Source organism: Methyloterricola oryzae, from assembly GCF_000934725.1.
GTDB classification, from domain to species: Bacteria; Pseudomonadota; Gammaproteobacteria; order Methylococcales; family Methylococcaceae; genus Methyloterricola; species Methyloterricola oryzae.
On the sequence record NZ_JYNS01000001.1, the window covers coordinates 71,959 to 93,780 of the forward strand.

General features: G+C 61.5%; 20 protein-coding genes and 1 tRNA gene. 4 read left to right on the plus strand and 17 right to left on the minus strand.

The genetic code is table 11. From position 1 onward, the window contains the following. The first annotated feature begins 191 nt into the window (after nucleotides 1–191). Complete coding sequence (locus EK23_RS00270) at nucleotides 192–3,872, plus strand: HAD-IC family P-type ATPase (protein ID WP_082053830.1); 3,681 nt, start codon at nucleotides 192–194, stop codon at nucleotides 3,870–3,872. A gap of 244 nt (nucleotides 3,873–4,116) precedes the next feature. Here EK23_RS00270 and EK23_RS00275 read toward each other — a convergent pair whose 3' ends face one another. From EK23_RS00275 to EK23_RS00340, 14 genes are all read right to left on the minus strand, one after another. Then, nucleotides 4,117–6,273, minus strand: coding sequence for a right-handed parallel beta-helix repeat-containing protein (locus EK23_RS00275; protein WP_145998514.1), 2,157 nt, complete (start codon nucleotides 6,271–6,273; stop codon nucleotides 4,117–4,119). Nucleotides 6,274–6,699: 426 nt separating this feature from the next. After that, nucleotides 6,700–6,773 (minus strand) — tRNA-Gln (locus tag EK23_RS00280). Nucleotides 6,774–6,819: 46 nt separating this feature from the next. Further along, on the minus strand, nucleotides 6,820–7,212 hold the full coding sequence (gene rpsI / locus EK23_RS00285) for a 30S ribosomal protein S9 (RefSeq protein ID WP_045223294.1): 393 nt from the start codon (nucleotides 7,210–7,212) through the stop codon (nucleotides 6,820–6,822). A gap of 21 nt (nucleotides 7,213–7,233) precedes the next feature. Next, nucleotides 7,234–7,662, minus strand: a complete 429-nt coding sequence (rplM, locus tag EK23_RS00290; protein ID WP_045223295.1) for a 50S ribosomal protein L13 — start codon at nucleotides 7,660–7,662, stop codon at nucleotides 7,234–7,236. Nucleotides 7,663–7,722: 60 nt separating this feature from the next. After that, complete coding sequence (locus EK23_RS00295; RefSeq protein WP_045223880.1) at nucleotides 7,723–9,624, minus strand: polysaccharide biosynthesis protein; 1,902 nt, start codon at nucleotides 9,622–9,624, stop codon at nucleotides 7,723–7,725. A gap of 14 nt (nucleotides 9,625–9,638) precedes the next feature. Then, nucleotides 9,639–10,655, minus strand: a complete 1,017-nt coding sequence (locus tag EK23_RS00300) for an MraY family glycosyltransferase (protein ID WP_045223881.1) — start codon at nucleotides 10,653–10,655, stop codon at nucleotides 9,639–9,641. 37 nt (nucleotides 10,656–10,692) lie between these two features. Continuing rightward, nucleotides 10,693–11,916 (minus strand): TIGR03790 family protein, encoded by a 1,224-nt coding sequence (locus EK23_RS00305; RefSeq protein ID WP_045223296.1) that lies wholly within the window; start codon nucleotides 11,914–11,916, stop codon nucleotides 10,693–10,695. Continuing rightward, nucleotides 11,913–13,202, minus strand: a complete 1,290-nt coding sequence (gene guaD / locus EK23_RS00310; protein WP_052807754.1) for a guanine deaminase — start codon at nucleotides 13,200–13,202, stop codon at nucleotides 11,913–11,915. The genes EK23_RS00305 and guaD overlap by 4 nt, the downstream gene beginning before the upstream one ends. Then, nucleotides 13,203–13,982, minus strand: a complete 780-nt coding sequence (locus tag EK23_RS00315) for a TIGR01458 family HAD-type hydrolase (protein WP_235281863.1) — start codon at nucleotides 13,980–13,982, stop codon at nucleotides 13,203–13,205. A 92-nt stretch (nucleotides 13,983–14,074) separates the two neighbouring features. Further along, entirely contained in the window at nucleotides 14,075–14,731 is a 657-nt protein-coding gene (locus tag EK23_RS00320; RefSeq protein WP_045223297.1) for a YdcF family protein, read from the minus strand. Beyond that, on the minus strand, nucleotides 14,728–15,366 hold the full coding sequence (locus EK23_RS00325; RefSeq protein WP_045223298.1) for a hypothetical protein: 639 nt from the start codon (nucleotides 15,364–15,366) through the stop codon (nucleotides 14,728–14,730). Before EK23_RS00325 ends, EK23_RS00320 begins: the two co-directional genes overlap by 4 nt. A gap of 68 nt (nucleotides 15,367–15,434) precedes the next feature. Continuing rightward, on the minus strand, nucleotides 15,435–16,412 hold the full coding sequence (locus EK23_RS00330) for a metallophosphoesterase (protein WP_045223299.1): 978 nt from the start codon (nucleotides 16,410–16,412) through the stop codon (nucleotides 15,435–15,437). 65 nt (nucleotides 16,413–16,477) lie between these two features. Beyond that, nucleotides 16,478–17,005, minus strand: coding sequence for a YchJ family protein (locus EK23_RS00335; protein WP_082053831.1), 528 nt, complete (start codon nucleotides 17,003–17,005; stop codon nucleotides 16,478–16,480). After that, entirely contained in the window at nucleotides 17,002–17,316 is a 315-nt protein-coding gene (locus tag EK23_RS00340; protein WP_045223301.1) for a hypothetical protein, read from the minus strand. Before EK23_RS00340 ends, EK23_RS00335 begins: the two co-directional genes overlap by 4 nt. A 137-nt stretch (nucleotides 17,317–17,453) precedes the next feature. Here EK23_RS00340 and EK23_RS00345 point away from each other — a divergent pair, with 137 nt between their 5' ends. Both EK23_RS00345 and hflD read left to right on the plus strand, forming a co-directional pair. After that, nucleotides 17,454–17,810, plus strand: a complete 357-nt coding sequence (locus tag EK23_RS00345) for a nucleotide pyrophosphohydrolase (protein WP_045223302.1) — start codon at nucleotides 17,454–17,456, stop codon at nucleotides 17,808–17,810. 12 nt (nucleotides 17,811–17,822) lie between these two features. Further along, a complete protein-coding gene (gene hflD / locus EK23_RS00350; protein ID WP_045223303.1) occupies nucleotides 17,823–18,443 on the plus strand; it encodes a high frequency lysogenization protein HflD in 621 nt (206 codons plus the stop codon). Between the two features lie 33 nt (nucleotides 18,444–18,476). Here hflD and EK23_RS00355 read toward each other — a convergent pair whose 3' ends face one another. Genes EK23_RS00355 through EK23_RS00365 form a run of 3 tightly spaced genes read right to left on the minus strand, consistent with a single transcriptional unit; the run spans nucleotide 18,477 to nucleotide 21,104 of the window. Further along, complete coding sequence (locus EK23_RS00355) at nucleotides 18,477–19,031, minus strand: Aq_1264-related membrane protein (RefSeq protein WP_045223304.1); 555 nt, start codon at nucleotides 19,029–19,031, stop codon at nucleotides 18,477–18,479. Further along, nucleotides 19,031–19,582, minus strand: a complete 552-nt coding sequence (locus EK23_RS00360) for an FMN-binding protein (protein WP_235281864.1) — start codon at nucleotides 19,580–19,582, stop codon at nucleotides 19,031–19,033. The genes EK23_RS00355 and EK23_RS00360 overlap by 1 nt, the downstream gene beginning before the upstream one ends. A gap of 52 nt (nucleotides 19,583–19,634) precedes the next feature. Continuing rightward, nucleotides 19,635–21,104, minus strand: a complete 1,470-nt coding sequence (locus tag EK23_RS00365) for a TonB-dependent receptor (RefSeq protein WP_045223305.1) — start codon at nucleotides 21,102–21,104, stop codon at nucleotides 19,635–19,637. A 280-nt stretch (nucleotides 21,105–21,384) separates the two neighbouring features. Here EK23_RS00365 and EK23_RS00370 point away from each other — a divergent pair, with 280 nt between their 5' ends. Continuing rightward, entirely contained in the window at nucleotides 21,385–21,789 is a 405-nt protein-coding gene (locus tag EK23_RS00370) for a hypothetical protein (RefSeq protein ID WP_045223306.1), read from the plus strand. The last annotated feature ends 33 nt before the right edge of the window (nucleotides 21,790–21,822 follow it).

Genomic DNA, 21,822 nt, shown 5'->3' on the forward strand with positions numbered 1-21,822 from the left:
AACGGATGGCCTTTCGCGGCGGAACGCCGTTTAATTGAACGGGAATGCAACGGACTTTCTGCACGAGCGGCGTCTCGGCTCACACGAGGTAAACGCCCACCCTGCTCTCGGGCGCCGGCTACAGCCCTAACCCGCTGGCCAAGCCTATGCTGCCATCGCCGGATGGTTTTGCAGGTGCCAGGAGAACGACCATGTCCCATGACGAACGCCAGTCACTCAAACTAGAGGGCGAATGGCATGGATGCACCGCCGAAGCCACCATGGAACGGTTGCGCACCGATCCGCAGCGCGGGCTCTCTCAGCGTGACGCGCGGCTGAGGCTTAAACGCTTTGGGCACAACCGCCTGCCACCGCCGCGCCGACGCCCGGCCTGGCTGCGCTTTCTGCTTCAATTCCACAATGTCCTGATCTACGTGATGCTGGTTGCGGCTGGCGTCACCGCCCTGCTGGGCGATTTGGTGGACACCGGCGTCCTGCTGGCAGCGGTGCTGGTCAATGCCGTCATCGGTTTCATCCAAGAGGGCAAGGCGGAGCGGGCCCTGGATTCGATCCGCGGCATGCTCTCCCTGCGCACGACCGCGATACGCGAGGCCGAGCGCATCGATATACCGGGCGAGGACCTGGTGCCCGGCGACATCGTGGCCCTGGCCTCCGGCGACAAGGTGCCGGCGGACCTGCGTCTGGTTGCGGCGAAGGGATTTCGGGTGAATGAAGCGATCCTGACCGGCGAGTCCGAAGCGGTGGAAAAGACCGTCGACCCGGTTGCCGATGATGCGGTGCTGGGCGACCGCCGCTGCATGCTGTATTCCGGCACCCTGGTGGTGTCCGGGCAGGCGACCGGGGTGGTGGTGGCAACCGGCCTGAAAACCGAGTTGGGCCGCATCAGCACGATGCTGGAGCAGGTCAAGGCGGTTACGACACCCCTGCTGCGCCAGATTGCCGGATTCGGACACTGGCTGGCCCTGGCCATCGTCCTGATGTCCGTCGCCACCTTTGTCGTCGGCGTCTGGTGGCATGGCCATCCAGGCCGCGAGATGTTCATGATGACCGTCGCGCTGGCCGCTTCGGCCATCCCCGAGGGGCTTCCGGCCATCATGACCATCACCCTTGCCCTCGGTGTGCGCCGCATGGCCCAGCGCAAGGCCATCATCCGCCATCTGCCGGCGGTGGAGACGTTGGGTTCGGTCACGGTCATCTGCTCCGACAAGACCGGCACCCTTACCCGCAACGAAATGACGGTCCAGCGGGTCATCACCGCCGAACGGCTGTTCGAGATCAGTGGCGTTGGATACGCGCCGGAAGGCGCGATTCATCTGCTCGACGCGGCTGTATCGGCGGAGCAGTATCCCGAACTGGGCCGGATCGCGCGCGCCGCCGTGCTCTGCAACGATGCCCAGTTGCGCCGTAACGCCGATGATACCTGGCAGGTCATCGGCGATCCCACGGAGGGCGCCCTGCTCGCATTCGCTGCCAAGGCCGGCACCGACTCCGCCTGGGAACGCCAGACCCGGCCGCGGACCGACGCCATTCCATTCGAATCCGAGCACAAGCTCATGGCCACGCTGCACCATGACCATGAAGGCTCGGGAACGATCTTTGTGAAAGGGGCGCCGGAACGAATCCTGGCCATGTGCGATGTCCAGGAGGGCGCCAGCTTACAGCCCTTGAACAGGGCCTATTGGGACACCGCCGCGCGGGAAGCGGCGAGCGCCGGCCTGCGCCTGCTGGCCATAGCCGCGAAGACCGTCGACGCCTCGCAACGGGAGGTGCGCTTCTCCGATCTGGAAAGCGGATTCGCCCTGCTGGCCCTGGTCGGTATCATCGACCCGCCGCGAGACGAGGCCGTTGCCGCGGTGTCCGTCTGTCATGCCGCCGGCATCCGGGTCAAGATGATCACCGGCGATCATGTCGATACGGCGCGAGCCATCGGCGCGCGGCTGGGGATCGGTCACGGCGGCTTGGCGCTGACCGGCTCCGACATCGAAGCCATGGACGATGAGCGCCTGCGCGAAATGGTGCTGGATGTGGACATCTTCGCCCGGGCGAGCCCCGAGCACAAACTCCGCCTGGTGCAGGCCATGCAGGCGGCAGGGCAAGTGGTCGCCATGACCGGGGACGGCGTCAACGACGCGCCCGCCTTGAAGCGGGCCGATGTAGGCGTGGCCATGGGCTTGAAAGGCACGGAAGCGGCCAAGGAGGCCTCGGACATGGTGCTGGCCGACGATAATTTCGCCACCATCGGCAATGCGGTGCGCGAAGGTCGGGGCATCTACGACAATATCCGCAAGTTCGTCCTGTTCATGCTGCCGACCAACGGCGGCGAAGCACTGGTGGTCATCGCGGCCATCCTGTTCGAGCTGGTTCTGCCGCTGACGCCCGCCCAAGTGCTCTGGATCAACATGGTCACTTCCAGCACCTTAGGGCTAGCCCTCGCTTTCGAGCATCCCGAACGCGACGCCATGCGGCGGCCTCCGCGCCGGCCCGAGGAGTCCCTGCTGTCCTGGTTCTTCGCCTGGCGCGTGCTGATGGTGTCCGTGCTCATCATGGCAGGCTCCCTCGGGTTGTTCCTATGGGAGCTGGATCGCGGCTCCAGCCTGGAGACCGCACGCACCATGGCGGTCAGCTCGGTGGTCGCGGCGGAAATGTTCTATCTGATCAACAGCCGCTCCCTGTACAAATCCTCATTGTCCCTCGAGGGCCTGTTCGGTAACCGCTATGTGCTGATGGCCATCGGCGCCTGCGCCCTCCTGCAACTGGCCTATACCCATTCGACGCCTCTGCAGAGCCTGTTCGAATCCACCGACCTCTCCGGGGATGAGTGGTTCAAGGTGCTGATGGCCGGATTCTTCGTCTTTCTTGTCGCCGAATTGGAAAAGGGCATCCTGCGCGGCTTCAAGAAAATGCGCCGGCGAGCCGCCGCCACCGAAAAGGCCAGCAAGCCCGCCCGCTTGTCTTTGCACGGCACGGCCCGCAATCGCGGTCTGCGTACCATCGTGGCGGCGACGGATCTCTCGGAAAGCGCCACGCAGGCGGCTGACCGGGCCGCGCTACTGGCTGGCGAACATGGTGCCACCCTGCGCTTGCTCCATGTGGTCGACGCGAATTCCCTGAAGGCGGTGCATGAGGTGCTGCGCTCCCATGATGCCGCGGAGGCCAATCTGGTGGACGAGGCCCGGCGGGAACTGGAGGCCGCTGCAGCACGGATCACGGCCAATAACCAGATCACTCCCCTGCCGCGGATCGCGGTGGGCCGGGTTCTGGAGGAGATTCAGGCGGCCTCGCAGCAGTCCGACCTGCTGGTGCTGGGCGCCCATGGCCTCAATCCCTTGCGCGACCTGATACCCGGTACGACCACGGACCGCCTGCTGCGTATCTGCAATGGCTCGGTGCTCGTGGTCAAGCGCCCGCCGCAAGGCGGCTACCGTCGGGTTCTGGTGGCGGTCGATTTCTCACCGCACGCGGCGGAAGCGCTCAAGATGGCGATGCTGCTCGCACCCGAGGCCACGATCACGGTCGTGCATGCCTCCAGCGTTCCTTTCGAAGGCATGCTGTGGCAGGCCGGGGTGCAGGAGGAGGAGATCGACATCGGCCGCTCGCGCGCTCGGCGGCAAGCCATCAACCGCATCAGGACCCTGTTCGAGGAAGTGAGGGGTGACGGGCACAGGCTCCTCAGCGTGGTGGAGCACGGGGAGGCCGCGCGCGTCATTCTCGACCGGGAGAAGATGATAGCCGCGGACTTGATCGTCCTGGGCAAACACGGGCAATCGATGTTCGAACTGATGCTGCTAGGCAGCGTGACTCGCCACGTCATCGCCGATTCCACCTGCGATGTGCTGACCGTTCAGTCCCTGCCCAAGACGGGAGATCTCTGACGACAGACGATTTACTGAGGCAATAGGCGCGACGGCATGCTGACCTGAACAACCTCGCGCCTGTCGACCGCATCGGAATCCGCAGCTCTCTGCGCGCTTCGGCGTGTCGTGGATGAAAAGCTTCCAAGCCTGCCCGCCTCGGAGCACAACCATGATCGAATTCCTGTCCATCCTCGCCGTTCTACTGACCGCCTTACGGGTCTATGCCCGCACGGTTTGGATTTCTTGTCAGCCTTCGAGGATCTCAAGGACTAGGCGGAACAATCCAGAGGCTCTCGGGTATGCTTGCCGGCCGACTCATAACGCCGGCACGTTCTAGGAGACGTTTCGGAACGTCAGCGGGAGCTGAGACCCTGCGATTGTTCTTCCATACCAAATGAATGGGAAAATTACCGGATTGATAGGTAGTACCCTTGCACAAGTCAAAAAACTCGACAGGCGTCAAATACCAATGGAAGTTCCCTCTGAAGGTGATGTCACCGTAGGTTAGGCATCCTCCAAAGTCACCGCCATACGGGAGGCCGTCGAAAAGAGGCAATAGGCCTGCGTAAGGTAGTGGGTCCAGGGGGTTGGGATCGGGTGCGAATTCGGCTACCCCTTGTGGGTTGAACAACGAGACATTGCCTTTTAGGGTAATAAAGCGACTTCCTCCGTCTGTGTAGAAAGTATTGCCGCCGCCTAAGGGCCGTTTGTTTGTTGCGACATTCTGGGAGATCACCAGGCCATTCCTGAGGCCGCTACCCTGAAACCCGGTGGTGTAAACAGCCCCGCCATCCCAAGACGTATTAATGAAGTCATCAACTCGGTTGTTGATTATCCGGCTTCTGCGGTTGCTGCTTGGGGTCTGCCACATGCCCCACTGGCCACTGTAGGCATGTGAAACGCCCGGATAACTGCCGACATCGAGCAGCCCCCAACCCCAGCCCATTGCAATCCCCGACCAAGGAACATTCACCACGGTGTTATGGCTGACCAAACTGTCGGAAGTGAACCCAAGATAGATGCCGGCCGCGTCGGTATATTCCCGCCCAGTCTCCCGCACGAGGTTATTAAAGATCGTATTACCTCGGGTTCGGTCGTAGCGATTCGTGGGATGGTGATCAACACGGTCGATTCCCCCCACTTGTATGGCGGCCGAAGAGATATCGTAGAAAAGATTGGAAGCAATTAAATTGTCTTGGCTTCCCGTTCCGAAATCGAGAGCCACGGCGCCCAGATGGGAGAATATGTTGGCCTTGAATTGGATGTGGTGGGCATAGCGGAAGGTGACATTCCCCGGGGTACGCTCATCGCTCGGGTCATGCCCGATCACGTTGGGCACGTGCCCGAAGCCGGTGAGATGAAACCCGCTCTGGTCTGATATGTATCCGTCCGGGCTGCTGGGCTGCATCCAGGTCGCACCGGTGAAAGTAAGACCTTCGAAGCGTATGTTGTGGATCGGCGCGCCATGCTTCCCATGCCCCTGCACGAGCGTCTCGAGAATGGGTAATTCAGCGTCCACAGACGCCATGTCCTCGTCAGTTCGGGCGAAGTAGTAAAGGTTTCCCTCCGCCTCATCGAGATACCATTCTCCAGGCTCATCGAGGAACTCCCGCGCATTCTCGAACCAAGTAACCTGCCACAAGCCCCAGACGGCCTGATTCCCAGCGCTGTCCTGAAATAAGTTCGCATTGGTCCAGGCCGGCTCTTGGAAAATCATGAGGCCCGGGCTCAGCCCATCGTAAGGAAGCACAGTCTGCAAGGGAAAACGGTACATCTTCCATTGCACCTGTGATACCGCTTCGATGTGTTCGGGATTTTTCCAGGTTGAGGGGTCATTCCACGCGTTCGAATTGAGATCGGATGGGACGTACTCGACGCCACTGATCAGACTGACGCACAGTGGATATACAGAGGGCTTGTTGCATGGACGAAAGCCGGCAGGAAATGCGGTCGTCCGGGCTCGAATAGCCCGCCTTCCATTCACATAGAACTGACGGCTTCGATGAGCACCTACGCGCGCCATCCAGACTTTTGGCACATCGGTAGGCTGCCAATTCGTGACGGGGATTGCACCTGAAATCACGACGGCTCCACCATCAGCAGCCCTATACACTACGTCATGACCAGTTCGACCCGAATCGCCTTCGTCCAGCACGAGTGGCTTATCAAGTCGATAGTGACCAGCTTTTATATTGACGTAAATATCACCCGATAATCGTTTTGGAAGCGCGCGGACAGCGTCTCTGGCACGCTCCAGTGTTCTGAAAGGGCTAATTTCGGAACCCGGTCCCTGATCGTTGCCATAGGGAGCAACCCAGAAACGCGTTGACGGCGCCGCAGCCGCTTTTAGCGGGATCAAGCTGACCACCACCAGCAAAATGCCGGTCCTCAAAACGTCGAGCAATCTGTTGAAAAGCATGTCCACTTCCTTACGTCCAGTTCTCCAAACTTCATTGGTAACCGCTGATCGTCTGGCACATGATTCCTTACCTTACGGGCGCAGACAGGGGTGCTTTCCGATGCCTCGCCCCTTTCGTCAGCAGTCAATTGACGACGGGGTCATTGGTGGACCGCACAGTGTGGGCTAAGCAACTAAGGCAAGGCTTTTCATCCTCCTATCTCCCTTCTAAGTTCCAATTCCATATGGCTAATTGCGCGGTTTTTCCAATCCGAAAGCGCCATCCCTCAGTAGGCGAATCAGTGAAAGTGTACAACCGGCTGGGAATTAAACGCCTGAGAACCAAGAGAAGGTAGGCCCTAGTCCAAAATTCTGCCGAACTGGACCCTATATGGACCCCAAAAAGACAAAGGGCCTAGCACTTTACTGCTAAGCCCTTTCCTATTTTGGCTGGGGGACTAGGATTCGAACCTAGGTTGACGGAGTCAGAGTCCGTAGTCCTGCCGCTAGACGATCCCCCAATAAAGCATGTGACGACACCCGCATGAGGCGGGCGCCGGCAAGCGATTAACGCTTGGAGTACTGCGGACGGCGACGTGCCTTGTGCAAGCCGACCTTCTTGCGTTCCACCTCACGAGCGTCGCGGGTGACATAGCCCGCCCGGCGCAGCGCAGGACGCAAGGTTTCGTCGTAGTCCATCAGAGCGCGGGTCAAACCGTGACGGATAGCACCGGCCTGGCCAGACGGGCCACCGCCCATGACCTTCACGATGATATCGAATTTCTCACCGATCTCCAGCAGTTCGAGGGGCTGACGGACGATCATGCGGTCCGTCTTGCGGCCGAAATATTCTTCCAGCGTCTTGTTGTTGATGATGATCTGCCCCGTGCCGGACTTGGCGTACACACGCGCCACTGCGCTCTTGCGGCGACCGGTTCCGTAATTCTGAGTTTGTGCCATGGTTGACCTGACTTGAATTCTTTAAATTTCCAACAACTTCGGCTGCTGTGCCTGATGTCCATGCTCGGTACCGGCATACACCTTGAGCTTCTTGAACATCGCACGACCCAACGGGTTCTTCGGCAACATGCCCTTTACGGCGGTCTGGATGATGCGCTCCGGATGTGTGCCGCGCAGTTTGCCCAAGCTTACGGACTTCATGTTGCCAATGAAGCCGGTGTGCTTGTAGTAAATCTTGTCCTGTTCCTTATTGCCCGTCACGTGCACTTTTTCGGCATTGATGACGATGATGTAATCGCCGGTATCCACGTGCGGGGTGTACTCGGCCTTGTGCTTACCGCGCAGACGGCGTGCGATTTCGGTGGACAGTCTACCGAGCGTCTTTCCATCGGCGTCGATGACGTACCAGTCGCGCTTTACTTCGGCCGGCTTTGCGCTAAACGTTTTCATGCTGATCGCGCTCCAAACAATGGCTTTCTACGAAAAGCCGGAATAATACCGAAGGAACCCTCACAATACAAGTGCGGTTTGCGTGATCTCGACTGTGTCCTTAGTACTACCCGACACAACCGCCAGCTCGCCAGCACCGTTCTCGAATTCCGGCACCAGTCCTTTGAGCAGATCCAGGATTCGGGCCTCGTCGAACGCCGCGATGGCGGCGGCCAGTTCATCCATCCGTCCGAGCAGTTCAACCCGGTCGAGTCGGCGTGACTGCGCGAGGAAGAGTTTGCTGTGCCCGGTGGGCGCCAACTGTTCCTGGTGATGAAACAGTTCCTCGTACATCTTTTCGCCGGGACGCAGGCCGATGTACTCGATGCGCACATCGATCCCCGGGCGCTTGCCGCTGAGCCGGATCATCTGTTCGGCCAAGTAGCGTACCTTGACCGGCTCCCCCATGTCGAGCACGAACACTTCCCCGCCCTCCCCCACGGCGGCGGCCTGCATGATGAGTTGGCAGGCTTCGGGGATGGTCATGAAGTAACGGGTGATGTCCGGATGGGTCACGGTCACCGGCCCGCCCGCGCGGATCTGTTCGCGGAACAGCGGCACGACGCTGCCCGCCGAATCCAGCACATTGCCGAAGCGCACCGTAACGAACCGGGTGCGACCCTGCTCGTTGAGGCATTGCGCCAGCATCTCTGCGGCGCGCTTGCTCGCGCCCATGACATTGGTGGGATTGACGGCTTTGTCGGTGGAAATCAGCACGAATTCGCCGACGCCCGCAGCCAGGGCGGACTCCGCCAGAGACCGGGTTCCCATGACATTGTTGAGGATGGCGATGCGCGCCTGCTCCTGCAGAAGCGGCACGTGCTTGTAGGCCGCGGCATGGAAGATCACATCGGGCCGGTGCGCGCCGAGCATGCGCTCAACGGCCTCGCGGTCAGTCACGCTGCCCAGCAGCGGCACCACCTGGCAACGCGGATGGTCGCGGCGCAGATCCGCCTCGATCTTGTAGAGGTTGTACTCGCTCTGGTCGAAGATGACCAGCCGCTCGACCTGGAACTGGGCGATCTGCCGGCACAGTTGCGAACCAATGGAGCCACCTCCGCCGGTAACCAGTACCCGCTTGCCCGCCAGATACTGTCCGACCGCGCCTCGGTCCAGGCGCACCGGGTCCCGACCCAGCAGGTCTTCGATGGACACATCGCGCAAGGATCGGGTCAGCCCGCCGGCCAAGGAGTCCTGAACCGAGGGCAGAGTCAGGAACGGCACACCCGTACCCTCGCAAATCTCCACGATACGGCGCATGTCCTTTTCCGTGGCGGAGGGCAAAGCGATCAGGATGGTCTCGATGTTCTGGCTGCGCACCAGGCGGGGAATCCGCCCGCAGTCGCCGCGCACGCGCAGCCCGTGGATCTCGCGGCCCTTCTTGCGGACATCGTCGTCGACAAACGCCACGGGCAAAAAGCCCGAGTCGCGCTCGCGCATGAGTTCACGCACCAGCATTTCCCCGGCGCAGCCGGCGCCCACGATCAGGGCTCGTTTGCCATGCTCCTGTAAGGCGCCTCTGTCCTTGGACATGCGATAGAGGATGCGCGGACCGCACAACAGCATAACCAGCAGGACGGCGTAAAGCGGCAGCACCGAGCGCGGCACGCCGAACAACCGGTTGTACAGGAACGCCATGAGGGCTATGCCCACCACGCCCAGGCTCACGGACTTGCCGATGCGCACCAGGTCCGGAATGGAAGCGAAGCGCCAGACCCCGCGATACAGGCCGAACACGTGGAAAAGCAGGGCCTGCAACAGGATGACCGGGGTCAGCCAGTAGAGACCCACAGTCCAATAGGGATCGGGCACGGCCGACAGGTTGAAGCGCAGCCAGTAGGCACCCAACCAGGCCAGGGCCACCATGAATAGATCATGGGTCAGGATGACCGAGCGGGAACGCAGTTTGACGAACAGGTCCACGAATCGCCTCGTGCTCAGCTGGCGCGTCCGGCGCCCAAGCACGCCGCCAGAATCAGTAAGGGGAGGTACGCCAGCAGCAGCACGCCCAGCTCCAGTTCCGGCCTAGCCGCGGCCAGCGCGGCCAGGGGCAGCAGCCACACCCCATTGATGAGGAGTACCCGGAGAGTCACGGGCTTATGCCCTCCCAGCACGCGGCTGGCCTTCTGATAAGCATGACTGCGGTGCGCTTCGTACCAGCGCTGGCCCGAAATCATTCTGATCGCCAAGGTAAAACTGGCATCCACCACGAAGACCCCCGTCAGAATCAACCATACCACCAGGCTGAGGCCACCGCCGGCTCCACCCGCCAAGGCGAACACCCCCAGCATGAAGCCGAGGAAGCCGCTGCCCACATCGCCCATGAAAATCCGCGCGGGAGGCCAGTTCCAGAGCAGAAAGCCGCTTGCGGCCATGGCCAGCAAAGCATAGGCCAGCCAGAGTCGGGTGTCAGGCTGGAACCAGAGTGAGAGTCCCGCGGCGCTCGCCGCGACGCTGAGTGCCTCGCCTGCCGCGATGCCATCGATGCCATCCATGAAGTTGAACAGATTCAGCATCCAGGCGATGAATACGACCGCAAGGACCGGCCCGGCCCAGCCGAGCGCCACAGTCTGACCGTTCACCCACAGGACGGCCATGCCCCCCATGCCGTAAACCGCCAGGACTGCCGCCAGCACGTGGGCCAGCATCCGCCAACGCGCCGGCACATGACCGTGATCGTCCCAAAAGCCGACGGCGGCCACCATCAGCCCGCCGGTAAGGAACGCCAGGGACTGTCCAGACAGCCAGCCCGCCGCCGAGGAAACCAACAAGCCCAACGCAAAGGCCAGTACGATGGCCAAACCGCCGCCCCGCGGTGTCGGCGCTTGGTGCGAACTGCGGTCGTTGGGCACGTCCAGCAAGCGTCCCTGCGCATAGCGACGAACCCGCCCGGTGATCAGGAAGGACAACGCAAATACTGCGGCGAGCAAGGCTCCGGCGTTCCAGAAGTGCATCAAGGTTATTGGCAAGGGCAAAGCGGCATTATCCCATTCAAGGGATCATTCGGTAAAAGGCGCCGGATTGAGGGAACTTGAGGCGCACATCGTTGAAACCGGGATGTATCGGGTAAAGCTCTACCGGGCGGTAAGGGCCGATGGCCGAGTTGGCACCCTGCAGTGGCAGGTTCTTCCACTCCGGGCTGAAAACTGCCAGGTCGGCGTGCCCCTCCGTCGACTGCACCACACGCGGCGCAAACGGGCGCGCCAGGGGTTCGCCCACGAAGACGCCTTCCCCGGGCCAGGCCACGCTCTTCCAGTAGGCTTCCAGCAAGGTGGCGCCTTCGGCATAGCGCGCCATGACGACGCCGGGATGCGGAAACTTGGCTAGGTGATTGCACGGCTCCACCGCGGTGCCGTAGCTCCCGGTCGCGCCGGCCTCCAGCCAGCGCAAGACGCTCATCTGCTTGCTGCTGGTGAGCGCCCCGCCCGTGGATGTGAGGTGGTCCGCAATCGCTCCCGGCAGGAACTGGAGGCTGGACAGCCCCGGCACGCTGACCGCCCCGGTGAAATAGAACATCACGTCCCGCTTGCTGCGGATGGCATCGGCGTCAACCCGCTCCAACTTGATGGCATCGCCGAGTACGCGAACGATCTCGTCGAAGTACACCGAACGCACGCTCCGGTTCTTGTCCTTGGTATTGACCAGGTAACCAGTCCCCCTGGGGTAGGTGAAATCGGCAGAGATACCCCGGTCGATCAGGGCCTTGACGTCCTGGTAGGTCTGCCCCGCCAGCATCATCGAGGGCCGCATGGCGAGATCCTGGTGGGGCGCGCGGCTGGGCGAGTTGAAATAGGGGCTCGCCTTGGTGGTACCGCACTTGCTGCGGGAGCAGTAGGCCGGGTCGAAACCAAAGGTAAAGGCCGCCGTGATGGACATGCAATCGACACGGTAAGGCGTAGTCCAGGCCAGGGCGTAGGCCTGCACGTGAGAGGGCGTCAGCCGGTCCACCTCGCTTTTGAGGCGTTGAAAATCGCCCCGCGAGAGCACCTCGTCCTTGTACGGAAAGCGCACACGGACCAGATTTTCCGAAGGGATACCGCGCCGCTGGGCATAATACTCGCCCGACTTGACGCTGATAGGGTCGTCTTCGTTGATCACCACGGCCAGATCGCGCGGCTCCAGGCCCGTTCTGCCCAGTTCAAAAGCAGGTACCGCCAGGGCGCTCCCTGCCCATGCCAGGACGAAGACCAACAGCAACGGCAATCGCCCGATCATGCACTCACCTCTCTTCCGCCGGCATAGACGGCTTTCATGTGGCAGGGCCCGGCCAGATGGATCAGGCAGAACAACTGATCCTCCAGGGAATCGCAGCGCCGCAAACGTTCCGCGAGATAGGCGTCTCCCTCCGTCGCCAGCACGATGAAATCACCGCTCTTTCCGGGCGCAAAATTGCCTGTCTGCGCGGCCAGTCCCAGGGCCTCGGCTCCGCCCAAGGTGCCCAGATAAAGCAGTTCCGCAACCCCGAGCGTGTGTCCCTGCAACTGCTGCACCTTGTAGCACTCCGACAGCTCGTTCCATACCGAAAAATGCGTTCCGGCCCCGACATCGGTTCCAACCGCCACGCGCAGCCCATGCCGCTGATGCGCTCGCAGCGGGAACAGGCCACTGCCCAGGAACAGGTTGCTGCCCGGGCAATGACAGACTGCGCAGCGCGCTTCGGCCATGTGCGTCAGCTCGGGAGCGCCGGAATGAATGCTGTGCGCCAGGATGGTACGTTCCCCCAGCAGACCGAAGCGTGCGTACACGTCCAGGTAATGCCGCGCCCACGGAAACGTGCGCCCCACAGCCTCGATCTCGCCGGGGCTCTCGTTGATATGGGTGTGCAAATAGACCTGCGGAAACTCCTTGAGCAGGGCGCCGCAGGTTTCCAGCATGGCTTCGCTGCAGGAAAGGGCAAAGCGGGGTGTCACCGCATAGTGCAAAAGCGGCTGCGCGGCATACTCCTCGATCAGTTGCTTGCACTGGGCGTAAGCCTGTTCCGGCGTCTGCAGCAAGTCCTCAGGCGCCCCGTGATCCATGAGCGTGGCGCCCGCGATCAAACGCAACCCGCCGACTGCGGCGGCCTCGAACAGCGCTGCGTTGGCGGGCAGGAACTGGGACCCGAAAACGGCCGCCGTGGTCGTACCCGAGCGCAACAGGCGGCGCACGAAGCGTGACGCCAGTGGCGCCGCGGCGCCAGGGTCGGCAAGCGCCTTCTCCGCGGGAAAGATCGACCGGTTCAACCAGTCCAGCAGGCCCGTTCCGGCAGCGGCAGTCGCGTAGAACTGGGGAAAGTGGACATGCCCATCCACCAGCCCCGGCAGCAGCCAGGCAGCGCCGTGGTCCACCCGGTTCGCCAAAGGGGCCGCCTTGAGGATGGCCTCGCGTGCGCCTGCCAGGACGATGACGCCATTCGCGTCCAGCAGCAAAGCCCCATCCTCGATCACTTCCAGGGCGTCGTGAACCCGATTCGGATCGCCCTGCAGGTGCGCCAAGCGGCCGAGATGGGCAGTCTGCAGCAACTAGTTCTCCAGGCCGAACAAGGGAAGCAGGTGCCGCACGGAATCGATGATCATGTCCGGCTCCACCCGCGAGGCCTCCACCTGCGCACGTCGAAATTTGCCGGTGCGCACGAGGATGCCAAACAGGCCAGCCATCTGGCCGCCGCCCACATCCGAATCCACATCATCACCCACCACGGCGACGCGCGCGGCAGGCAGTCCCATATCGCCGAGCGCGAGCCGAAAGAAATCGGCGGATGGCTTGCCCACCACGGTGGCCCCCACACCGCTGCAGTACTCCAGCGCGGTAACCAATCCGCCGATGTCCAGGGTCAGGCCGGCACTGGTCTGCCAGTAGCGGTTCTTGTGGATGGCGATGAGCCGCGTGCCATTCATGAGCCGATTGAAGATGCGGTTCAGCAACTCATGGGACCAGGAATCCCCAATGTCACCCAATACGATGTAATCCGCCTTTTCCAGTTCGACCTCACGCAGGCCTTGGAACTCGGAACGCACATCCTCGGCGACCAGCAGGAAGCAGGCGGCATTGGGAATGCCGCGCAACAGTGACGCGGCAGCCCTGGGCGCGCTGAAGATTTCCGACGCCGCGATCTCGAAACCCAGGCCCTGCAGCTTGGACACCAGAATGTCTCGGGACACGGTGCTGGTGTTGGTAATGAAGCGGCAACGCAGTCGGGACGACTTGACGCGGGCCACCGCCTCAACGGCACCCTCGATGGCGGAATCTCCCACGAACAGCACGCCGTCCAGATCCATCAGGATGCCCTGGAGATTGGTCAAGCGTTCCTCTGGGGAAGAGCGTTTCAATTCAAGCTGACATCAGAATTGCGGACGGCGACATCATAGCACACCGCCTAGTGGCGGACGGCCAGTCACCACAGGCTCCCGGACTGGGCCAGGGCATTCATTGAAATCAATCCCTTGGACTGATAGTAAGCCAGTTTCAAGAATTCGGAGAACAAGCTCGTGCGGCGGTCGCGTAAAGGCCAATCCGCCGGGTTGGGTGACGACGCATCGCCAGCCACCCGCACAGGGACTTCCGGCATGACGGTCCTGTAAGCCAGGCGTGAGCGCTGCCGATGAAACCACTCCGTCACCACGATGACCGTCCCGTCCGGCCCGCCGCGCTGCCGCCACCAATCCAGCACCAGCTGCGCCTGATCATGTGTCCCGCGCCGGTCCTGTTCCAGGAGGATCACACGATCTTCCGGCACCCCCCAGGAAAGCAGTTGCGCGCGGGTCTTGGCCGCGAATGATGTTCCCGGCAAGCAGACGCCCTCCGCCGCCAAATCTTGCGGGCGCTCCGGCGGCGGTCCCACGCTGAGAAGAAGCGCGCCGTCAAAGTGCTGCGCCAGATCAAATGCCTGCCGTGTGACCGAGTCACTGGCCCAGGCATCCAGCACGATGAGGGAGGCATTCGTCGGGAGTGCGTCCGGCCGTTGATCCAGGGCGGCCCGCCACAACAGGCTGGCATCCAGAATGAGGGCAAGCAGCAGGAAACCGGCCGCAACCCGGACGATTCGCATCATGGCCAGGCGGCCCCCAGCAGATTTAGATAAGCGGCAGCCACCGACTCCAGGCCGGAGTGACTGCGCCACCAACTCTCCCGGCTGGAATGGTGCGATCTGGCGTCAAAGGCGTATGCCGGAATACCGAAGTAGCGCCGTGCCATCAGCGCAAAGCCACGCTGTTCCAGTGGCAACGACGCAAAGGTGATCGACGCCGCGCGCTCCTCGGCAACAGCCCGTGCCAGTGTGGCAAAAGGTTCATCGCTGGCGTAAGGCGCGTCGATCCGTACCAGCCGGTAGCGCTCGGCGCCGATCCCCATAGGTTCCAGCTTGAGCCGGAAGAATTCGGTGGGCGCCATCCCCTGGCTGAGCGGCGAGCATTCCACGAATTTCTCCCGCTCCGCGGTCGGCATGGAGTAATAGATCATGAGCCGCCGATAACCGGCGTCCCTAACCCTGCCAAGGATGTCGATTTCGTCCGACAACAGCGGCACCTGATGGGTAGATAGGCGCAACAGAAACCACTCTCGCTGCGCCGGGGCCGGCAGGCGTTCCGAGATGGTCAAGTAGTCGTATAAGGCCGCCATTCCGCCCATGCGGAAGATCAGATCCGTCGCCAAGACCGCCAGCGCGAGCAAGAGCGCAAAGACGCGCAAGCGTCGCACACCGGAGGCTGTTGCGGTCCTGTTCGAGGGCATCCGGCTGAATAGCGGAATCGAAACGCTCAACCCCTGCGGAGGGTATGCAGCGTGATCTCCGGCGGGCAGTTGAGGCGGATATCGACGATACAGACCCCGCTGCCCGCCGAGGTATAACCCTGCAGCCCCTTGTAACGCCAGGGCCCGTTGCACATGGCGCGCGGGGCGCCGGCGTTGAGTATCAGCGGGATGCCGCCAGGCATGCAGATCTGGCCGCCGTGGGTGTGTCCACACAGCATCACGTCGAAGCAGGCATAAGCCGCATGCCGGTACATTTCCGGCGAATGGGACAACAGGATGGAGACCGCGTCGCGCGGTATGCTGTCGGTCGCCTTCTCCAGATTGTCCGCCCGGTAATAATGCGGATCGTCGATACCCGCCAGGTAAATGACCGCGTCGCCCCGCCGTATGCTCGCCACCTCGTTGAGCAACATGGTCACGCCCATGTCCTCCAGGCCAGGCGCCATGCGGATGGTATCGTGGTTGCCAAGAATGCCGTACACCGGGCCATGCAGATGCGCCATGACCCTGGCCATTCCGTCCAACGCCGCCTCAAACGGTCCAAAGGTCTTGACCCGGAAATCGCCGGTCAGCACGCAGATGTCGTAGTGGTCGACCTTGGCAATGGCCTCGATCAGCGCATCGGGCAGATCACTGGCGCCGTCCAGATGCAGGTCGGTCACGTGCAAGAGGGTAAAGCCATCGAACTCCCGTGGGAGATGCGGCACCAGCAGTTCGTTGCGGCGTACCTCGATGGCGCGCGCATTGCGCCGGCCGCGCCCGTGCAGGAACATCAGCCGCAGCGCCAAGCGCATCAGGCCGTGCACCGAATACCAATTCTCGATATGGAAGAAGGTGCGTCCCTGGCCGAAGATCCGCGCCTCGAATTCTTCCTCGATACCCAGGCGCTGATCCAGATGGCAACGCCCAACGCGGGCCACCAGCCGCCGATAGCCCTCTGGATCGAGGGGAGGACAGCGGTAACGCTCCAAGGTTTTGTTCATGACGGCGCCTCTCAGCTTGCAGCCCCGAGTCTAGCGCCAGACGGTCTGCCAAGATAGGACGGGAATCAGGCCCCGCAGCACTTCTTGTATTTTTTGCCACTGCCGCAATGGCAGGGTTCGTTGCGGCCAGGCCGGGGCGGACTGGATAAGACCGCCTGCACGTGCCCGTCCCGGTAGTACCAACGCCCCTGCACCCTTTCGAACCGGCTCAGCTCGCGCATCCCTTGCAACGTGCCGCCCTGCCGGAAGCGGGCGATGAACTCGACCTCGCCGCTTAGATCCGACTCCAACCCTTGCGCACAACGCAGCAGCTCAAGGCCTTCCCACTGGATTCCTTCGTCCTTTAGATGAAGCTGCGACGGACGGCTGGCGGGATGCCAACTATCCAGCAGATATTCCTCGTCTCCCATGACGTAGGCGGTATAGCGGGAACGCATGAGCGCCTGGGCCGTGGCCGGTGCGGAAACACCGGCCAGGTAGGGCCCGCAACAGGCAGACAGGAGCAACCCGGAGCCGCAGGGACACGATGCGGGAACCTCGCGGGCAGGCCGCGCCGAATCGTGCCCCGCCGGCTCAAGGGCACAAGTTGTCATTCCGCGGGGACTACGTTGTCCAGCAACATGGCCAGTTTCCCGATGGCGCCGGCCACCGCCTCGGTCATCTCGGGAATCCTCCCGGGCTCCTTGACCGCCCGGCCCGCCTTGGACGAGGCCTGCCCGACCGCCTGCAAGGCCTGTTGAAAGGGCGGTGAAGATTCATTCAGTCTGGCCTTGACCAGATCGATCTTCTGTTGAAAAAGCTGATCCAGCAATTCGTCGATCTGGTCAGATGCGGTCTGGGTCGACTCGCTCAATTTTTCCAAGGCGGCAATGGTTTTTTGCAGTTCTTGAATCAGTTTTTCCACGACTAAACCCTCGCGCGCGATCAAATTGGAAGATAATAGGCCGCGAGCGGCCAATGCGCGGGCATGCCACCCGGCGGGCTTATTTTCGCCTAATCCGCACGGTGAACAAACACCCTTGTCGGAAAACGAACCGATTCATGGATATCAAGAGCGTACAGCAGCAACTGCGTGAGTTTGCCGAGGCGCGCGACTGGGAGCAGTTCCACAGTCCCAAGAATCTCGCGGTGGCCCTGGCCGTGGAAGCGGCCGAGCTGATGGAGCCCTTCCAGTGGCTGACGGAAGACGAATCGCGGCATCTTGGCGAGAAACCAGCGGAATACGCCCAGGTCAGCGAGGAAATCGCCGATGTGCTGATCTACCTGCTGCGACTAGCCGACCAACTGGACATCGACCTGGAGCAGGCGGTTTACGCCAAGATGCGCAAGAACGGGGAGAAATATCCGGTGACCTTGGCCAGGGGCAACGCGGTCAAATACAATCGGCGCCAACCGTAGGCACTTCAAATCATGATCAAGACCCTTACCAACCAGACCATCGCCCTGGCCGGCCTGACCCTGGCGGTCCATCTGGTCCAGCGCATCGCCAAGACCGGCAGCGCCGAGAGCGAAGAGATGGAAACTGCGCTATCCGGCATACTCAAGATCAACGCGGATAGCGTGATCGACATTTATGGCGGCCTGGACAGGCTCAAGACCGGACTGAAACGGCTGGACAGTCAGTTGGGCGGCTCAGGGGGAATGGACCCGGAACTCGCCCGTTACGCTGCTTCGCTGATTTTTCTGGAGAATAAGCTGCAAAAGCGCCGGGATATGCAAGACAAAATCCGCAACGGCGTCGAGCGGGCCGCGACCCAGGCAGTGCACTTCGGCATCCTGCACGAGAATGTCATCGCCAACCTGGCGGATGTCTATCAGGAAACCATCAGCCAGCTGCAGCCGCGTGTGATGGTCATGGGGGAACCGGTCCATCTCGGCAATCCGGCGAATGCCCACAAGATTCGGGCACTGCTGCTGGCTGGCATCCGCTCTGCTGTGCTGTGGCGGCAATGCGGCGGTGCCCGTTGGAAACTGCTGTTTTACCGCGGAAAGCTGCAACAGGAGACTCGCAGGCTGCTCCGTAGCCTTTGAGCCCCAGACTTAGCCGCGTAAACGTAAATCCGTTCAGCCGCCTTCACCACCACTCGGCGCCATCGCTGCCATGCCGCCATCGCGTTCCAGCCCTCCGCGTTCCCGTTGCGCCAGGCGCTGCATGACCAGTGAGATGATCACCAGAACCAGCAAGGCCAGCAGACTGAACTCCAGCATCAGGAAGGCGCCAATCTTGAACCAGGCAAAGCCTGGATGAACGAAACGCACCAGCCATCCCGCCGCCTCGTCGGCCACAGCGGAGACGAAGCTCATGCCGGTCAGCCAGATTTTGAGGCTCATGTTCAAGGGCGTGAATAGCAACAGATGAGCCAGGGTCAGCACCAGGATGCCCATGGAGAACAAGTGGAAGTGGGTCACTTCCAGCAGGCTCTGGTAGCTCTTGGGCTGGGTAAAGTTCTCCTCGGACCCCAGGTAATAGCTGACCACCGAATCCGGCGTCAGACTCATCTTGTGGAAGTACATCATGCCGTTGGTGATCCAGAGCAAGGCGATATAGCCCAGGAACATCAGCACGATGGCATTGAGCAGGCTTTGCCGCTTCTGCTCGCCGGTCACAAAGAAACGCATTAGTCCGCCTCCGGTTTGAGCGCCAAACGATAAATGGTCATTACCTTGCGGATGCTGTCCAGCGCCGCACGGGAACTCATGGTGGCACCGGCGATGCCGTCGATGCCCTGCCCCAGCACCAGGCCATCCACCGACCTGCCGTACAACCTTTCGAACCAGCGTGCCGGAGGCTGGTACTCCGGTGGTTCGTGAAAGGCCAGAATCTCAGCACGCGTCAAATCACCCGCCGGGTTCAACACGACCAGCAGCGCCTCCGGCTGCGTCCTTACCGTATGCGACTCGATGGCCGCATAGCCCAAAACCTGCCCGTTCTTCTTGCCCACATGAAAGGTGAACAACTTGGAATCCAGCTTCGCCTTGGCGACCCGTTCGATTTCCGCCGCCTGCTCGTCGTTGAGGAAAACCGACTGCGGCTCCACCTGAGCATCCGTCCCGAAAGCCAGCTCCAGCGCTTCATCCTTGCTGTAATACACCTCCGCCATGGCCGCGCGGATGGGCAGCCCGGCTGCCAGAAATCCGATCACGATCCAGCGCAAAATTCTCGTCGTCATACCGCTCCGGTCAGGTCTGGCGGGCGCTGCGGCACCCGCCAGCACGCCCGGATTAATAGATAAAGCCCACGCCCAGATTGAGTTCGCTGGGCTGCGTCCCGCTCTTGGAATTGATATTCCGGTAGTCCGCTTTCACGGAGATGTTCGGGATCGGCTTGTAGGTCAGGCCCGCCTGGTAGATCCAGCGGTCATAGCTACCGTCGTCCGCATAGCCCGCCGGCACGCTGGCCAAGGTGTCGTACTTCTCATAGCGGAAGAACGGCGCCAGGTACTGCGTGCTGTCCTTCCACAGCAGGGGCATCACGTCGTAGGCCACTTCGGTATACCAACCATAATTGTCCTTGCCGACCACCTCGCCGTTGGCCGCGCTGACCAAGCCGGCATCGCCCACTTTGCCGTACGCACCCAAGGCCCGGAATTCCAAACCCTTATAATGCCACTGCAAATGCCCTTCATAAAGCTGGGTGAGAACGTTTGCCTTTTGCCCATCATACAGCTTGCCCTGGCCGGCGTCGCCCACAAAGGCGGAAGCACCGATCAAAAGGCCAGGGGCAAAATTCGGGGTGTAGTCGACGCGGCCGGTGAACGCCCAGTTCTCGGCGATGGCCTGACTGCCACCCTGCCTGCCTTCGCGGATACCGATGCTCTCGTACTTGGAGGCATTCAGCCCGTTCATGGCATACATGCGGTATTGAAGCCCGGGCACGATCTCGCCGAACAGCCCTGCGCCCATTTCGCGCCAGGTCGAAGGTATGATGTACTGCTCCACGTCAGGACGGCGGTTGCCGTGGAAGGTCGTGGGCTCGTGTATTTCGTTGATGAACCCCATCGGCACCAACATCAGACCCGCGCGGATATTGGCGTTCTTGTGCAGCAGGAAATCCAGCTGCGAGAACTCGACCGAAACCTCGCCTTTTTCCTCGTCGCCCTCACCGGTAGTCGCGTGCTCGAACTCGATCTCGTTGTTGAGGATGATCCAGTCATTGAACTTGTAACCGGCATACAACACCGCCCGCTGCAGGTCGGCCGAATCGCTCTTGCCATCCTTGTGGTCGGTGTAATTGGTGTAAAACGCCTCGCCGTAACCCCCAATGGAAAGACCTCGATTAACGCGGTAGACCTGGGATGCCGCAGGGCCAAAGCCGTATTGACTCTTGTATTCCCGCGATTCGGGAATCACCAGGGCGCTCTTCAGCTTTTCCACTTCCGACGCCAGGATGTCGGTTTTGCGATCGGAGTCGCTTTTGGCCGACTTCGTCTTTTCCGGAGCACCTGGCGCGGCAGCGGCAACAGGCGTCGCCGGACGCGCCTGCTCGGCCTGCTTGAGCTGCTTGACCTCTTCCTTAAGATGATCGTTCTCGGCCGACTTCGCCTTCAGCGCCTCGATTTCCTTCTGCTGCTGCTGAATGATCTTCCACATGTCCTCCATGGTGGCTGGCATCGCCGCCGCGGATACATCCGCACACCCCATCACCGCTGCGGAACCCAGGCACCATGCGGCCAGTCTTTCTTTGTGTCTCATAAGATACGATCTCATCCACTGTTTTGCAGGTGAGAACGATTATATTTTGTAGCACAGAAATTGCAATACCACTCGCCGCTCATGGAAGTTCCGAGGCCGGCATTAAACACTGGGCCGGGTCATTTTGAATCGGCCTTATCGTGCCCGTCTGCCAGCCGTGAGATCGCGAAGCGACGCGCAACTCCGCGCCGGGCCGAGTTTTCACGGAAATTGCGCGCGCCGAGGGCTGTGCTCTATCATCCCGCAGCACTTTGCGATTCCTAAACGGAGAATTGAACAGATGAACATCTTTTCCCGCGCCCTCGCCGCCCGCCGCATCGCCTTGTGCGTTGGCCTGGGACTACTCGGCGCCTGCGCCAGCGCACCCAAACCTGAGGCCCCGGCGGCTGCCGCAGCCGCGGTCAACGATTTTCCCACCCAGGCCCGGGTCGAATACGTGCTGGGTTGCATGCAGGAGCATGGCGGACAGAACTACGACAACCTCTATCACTGCGTCTGCAGCGCGGACAAGATCGCCAGCAAGATGAGCTACGAGGAATTCGGCCAGGCACAGACCTTCACCTTCCTGTTCAATACCCCTGGCGAGCGCGGTGCCGAATTCCGTGACCCGCCCCAATCAGACAAGCTGCGCAAGAAGCTTAAGGAAGCAAAAGCCGAGGCTGCCGCCGCCTGTTTCCCCAAATAATAAGGGCTGCCTGCGTTTATATCAGGCCACGCC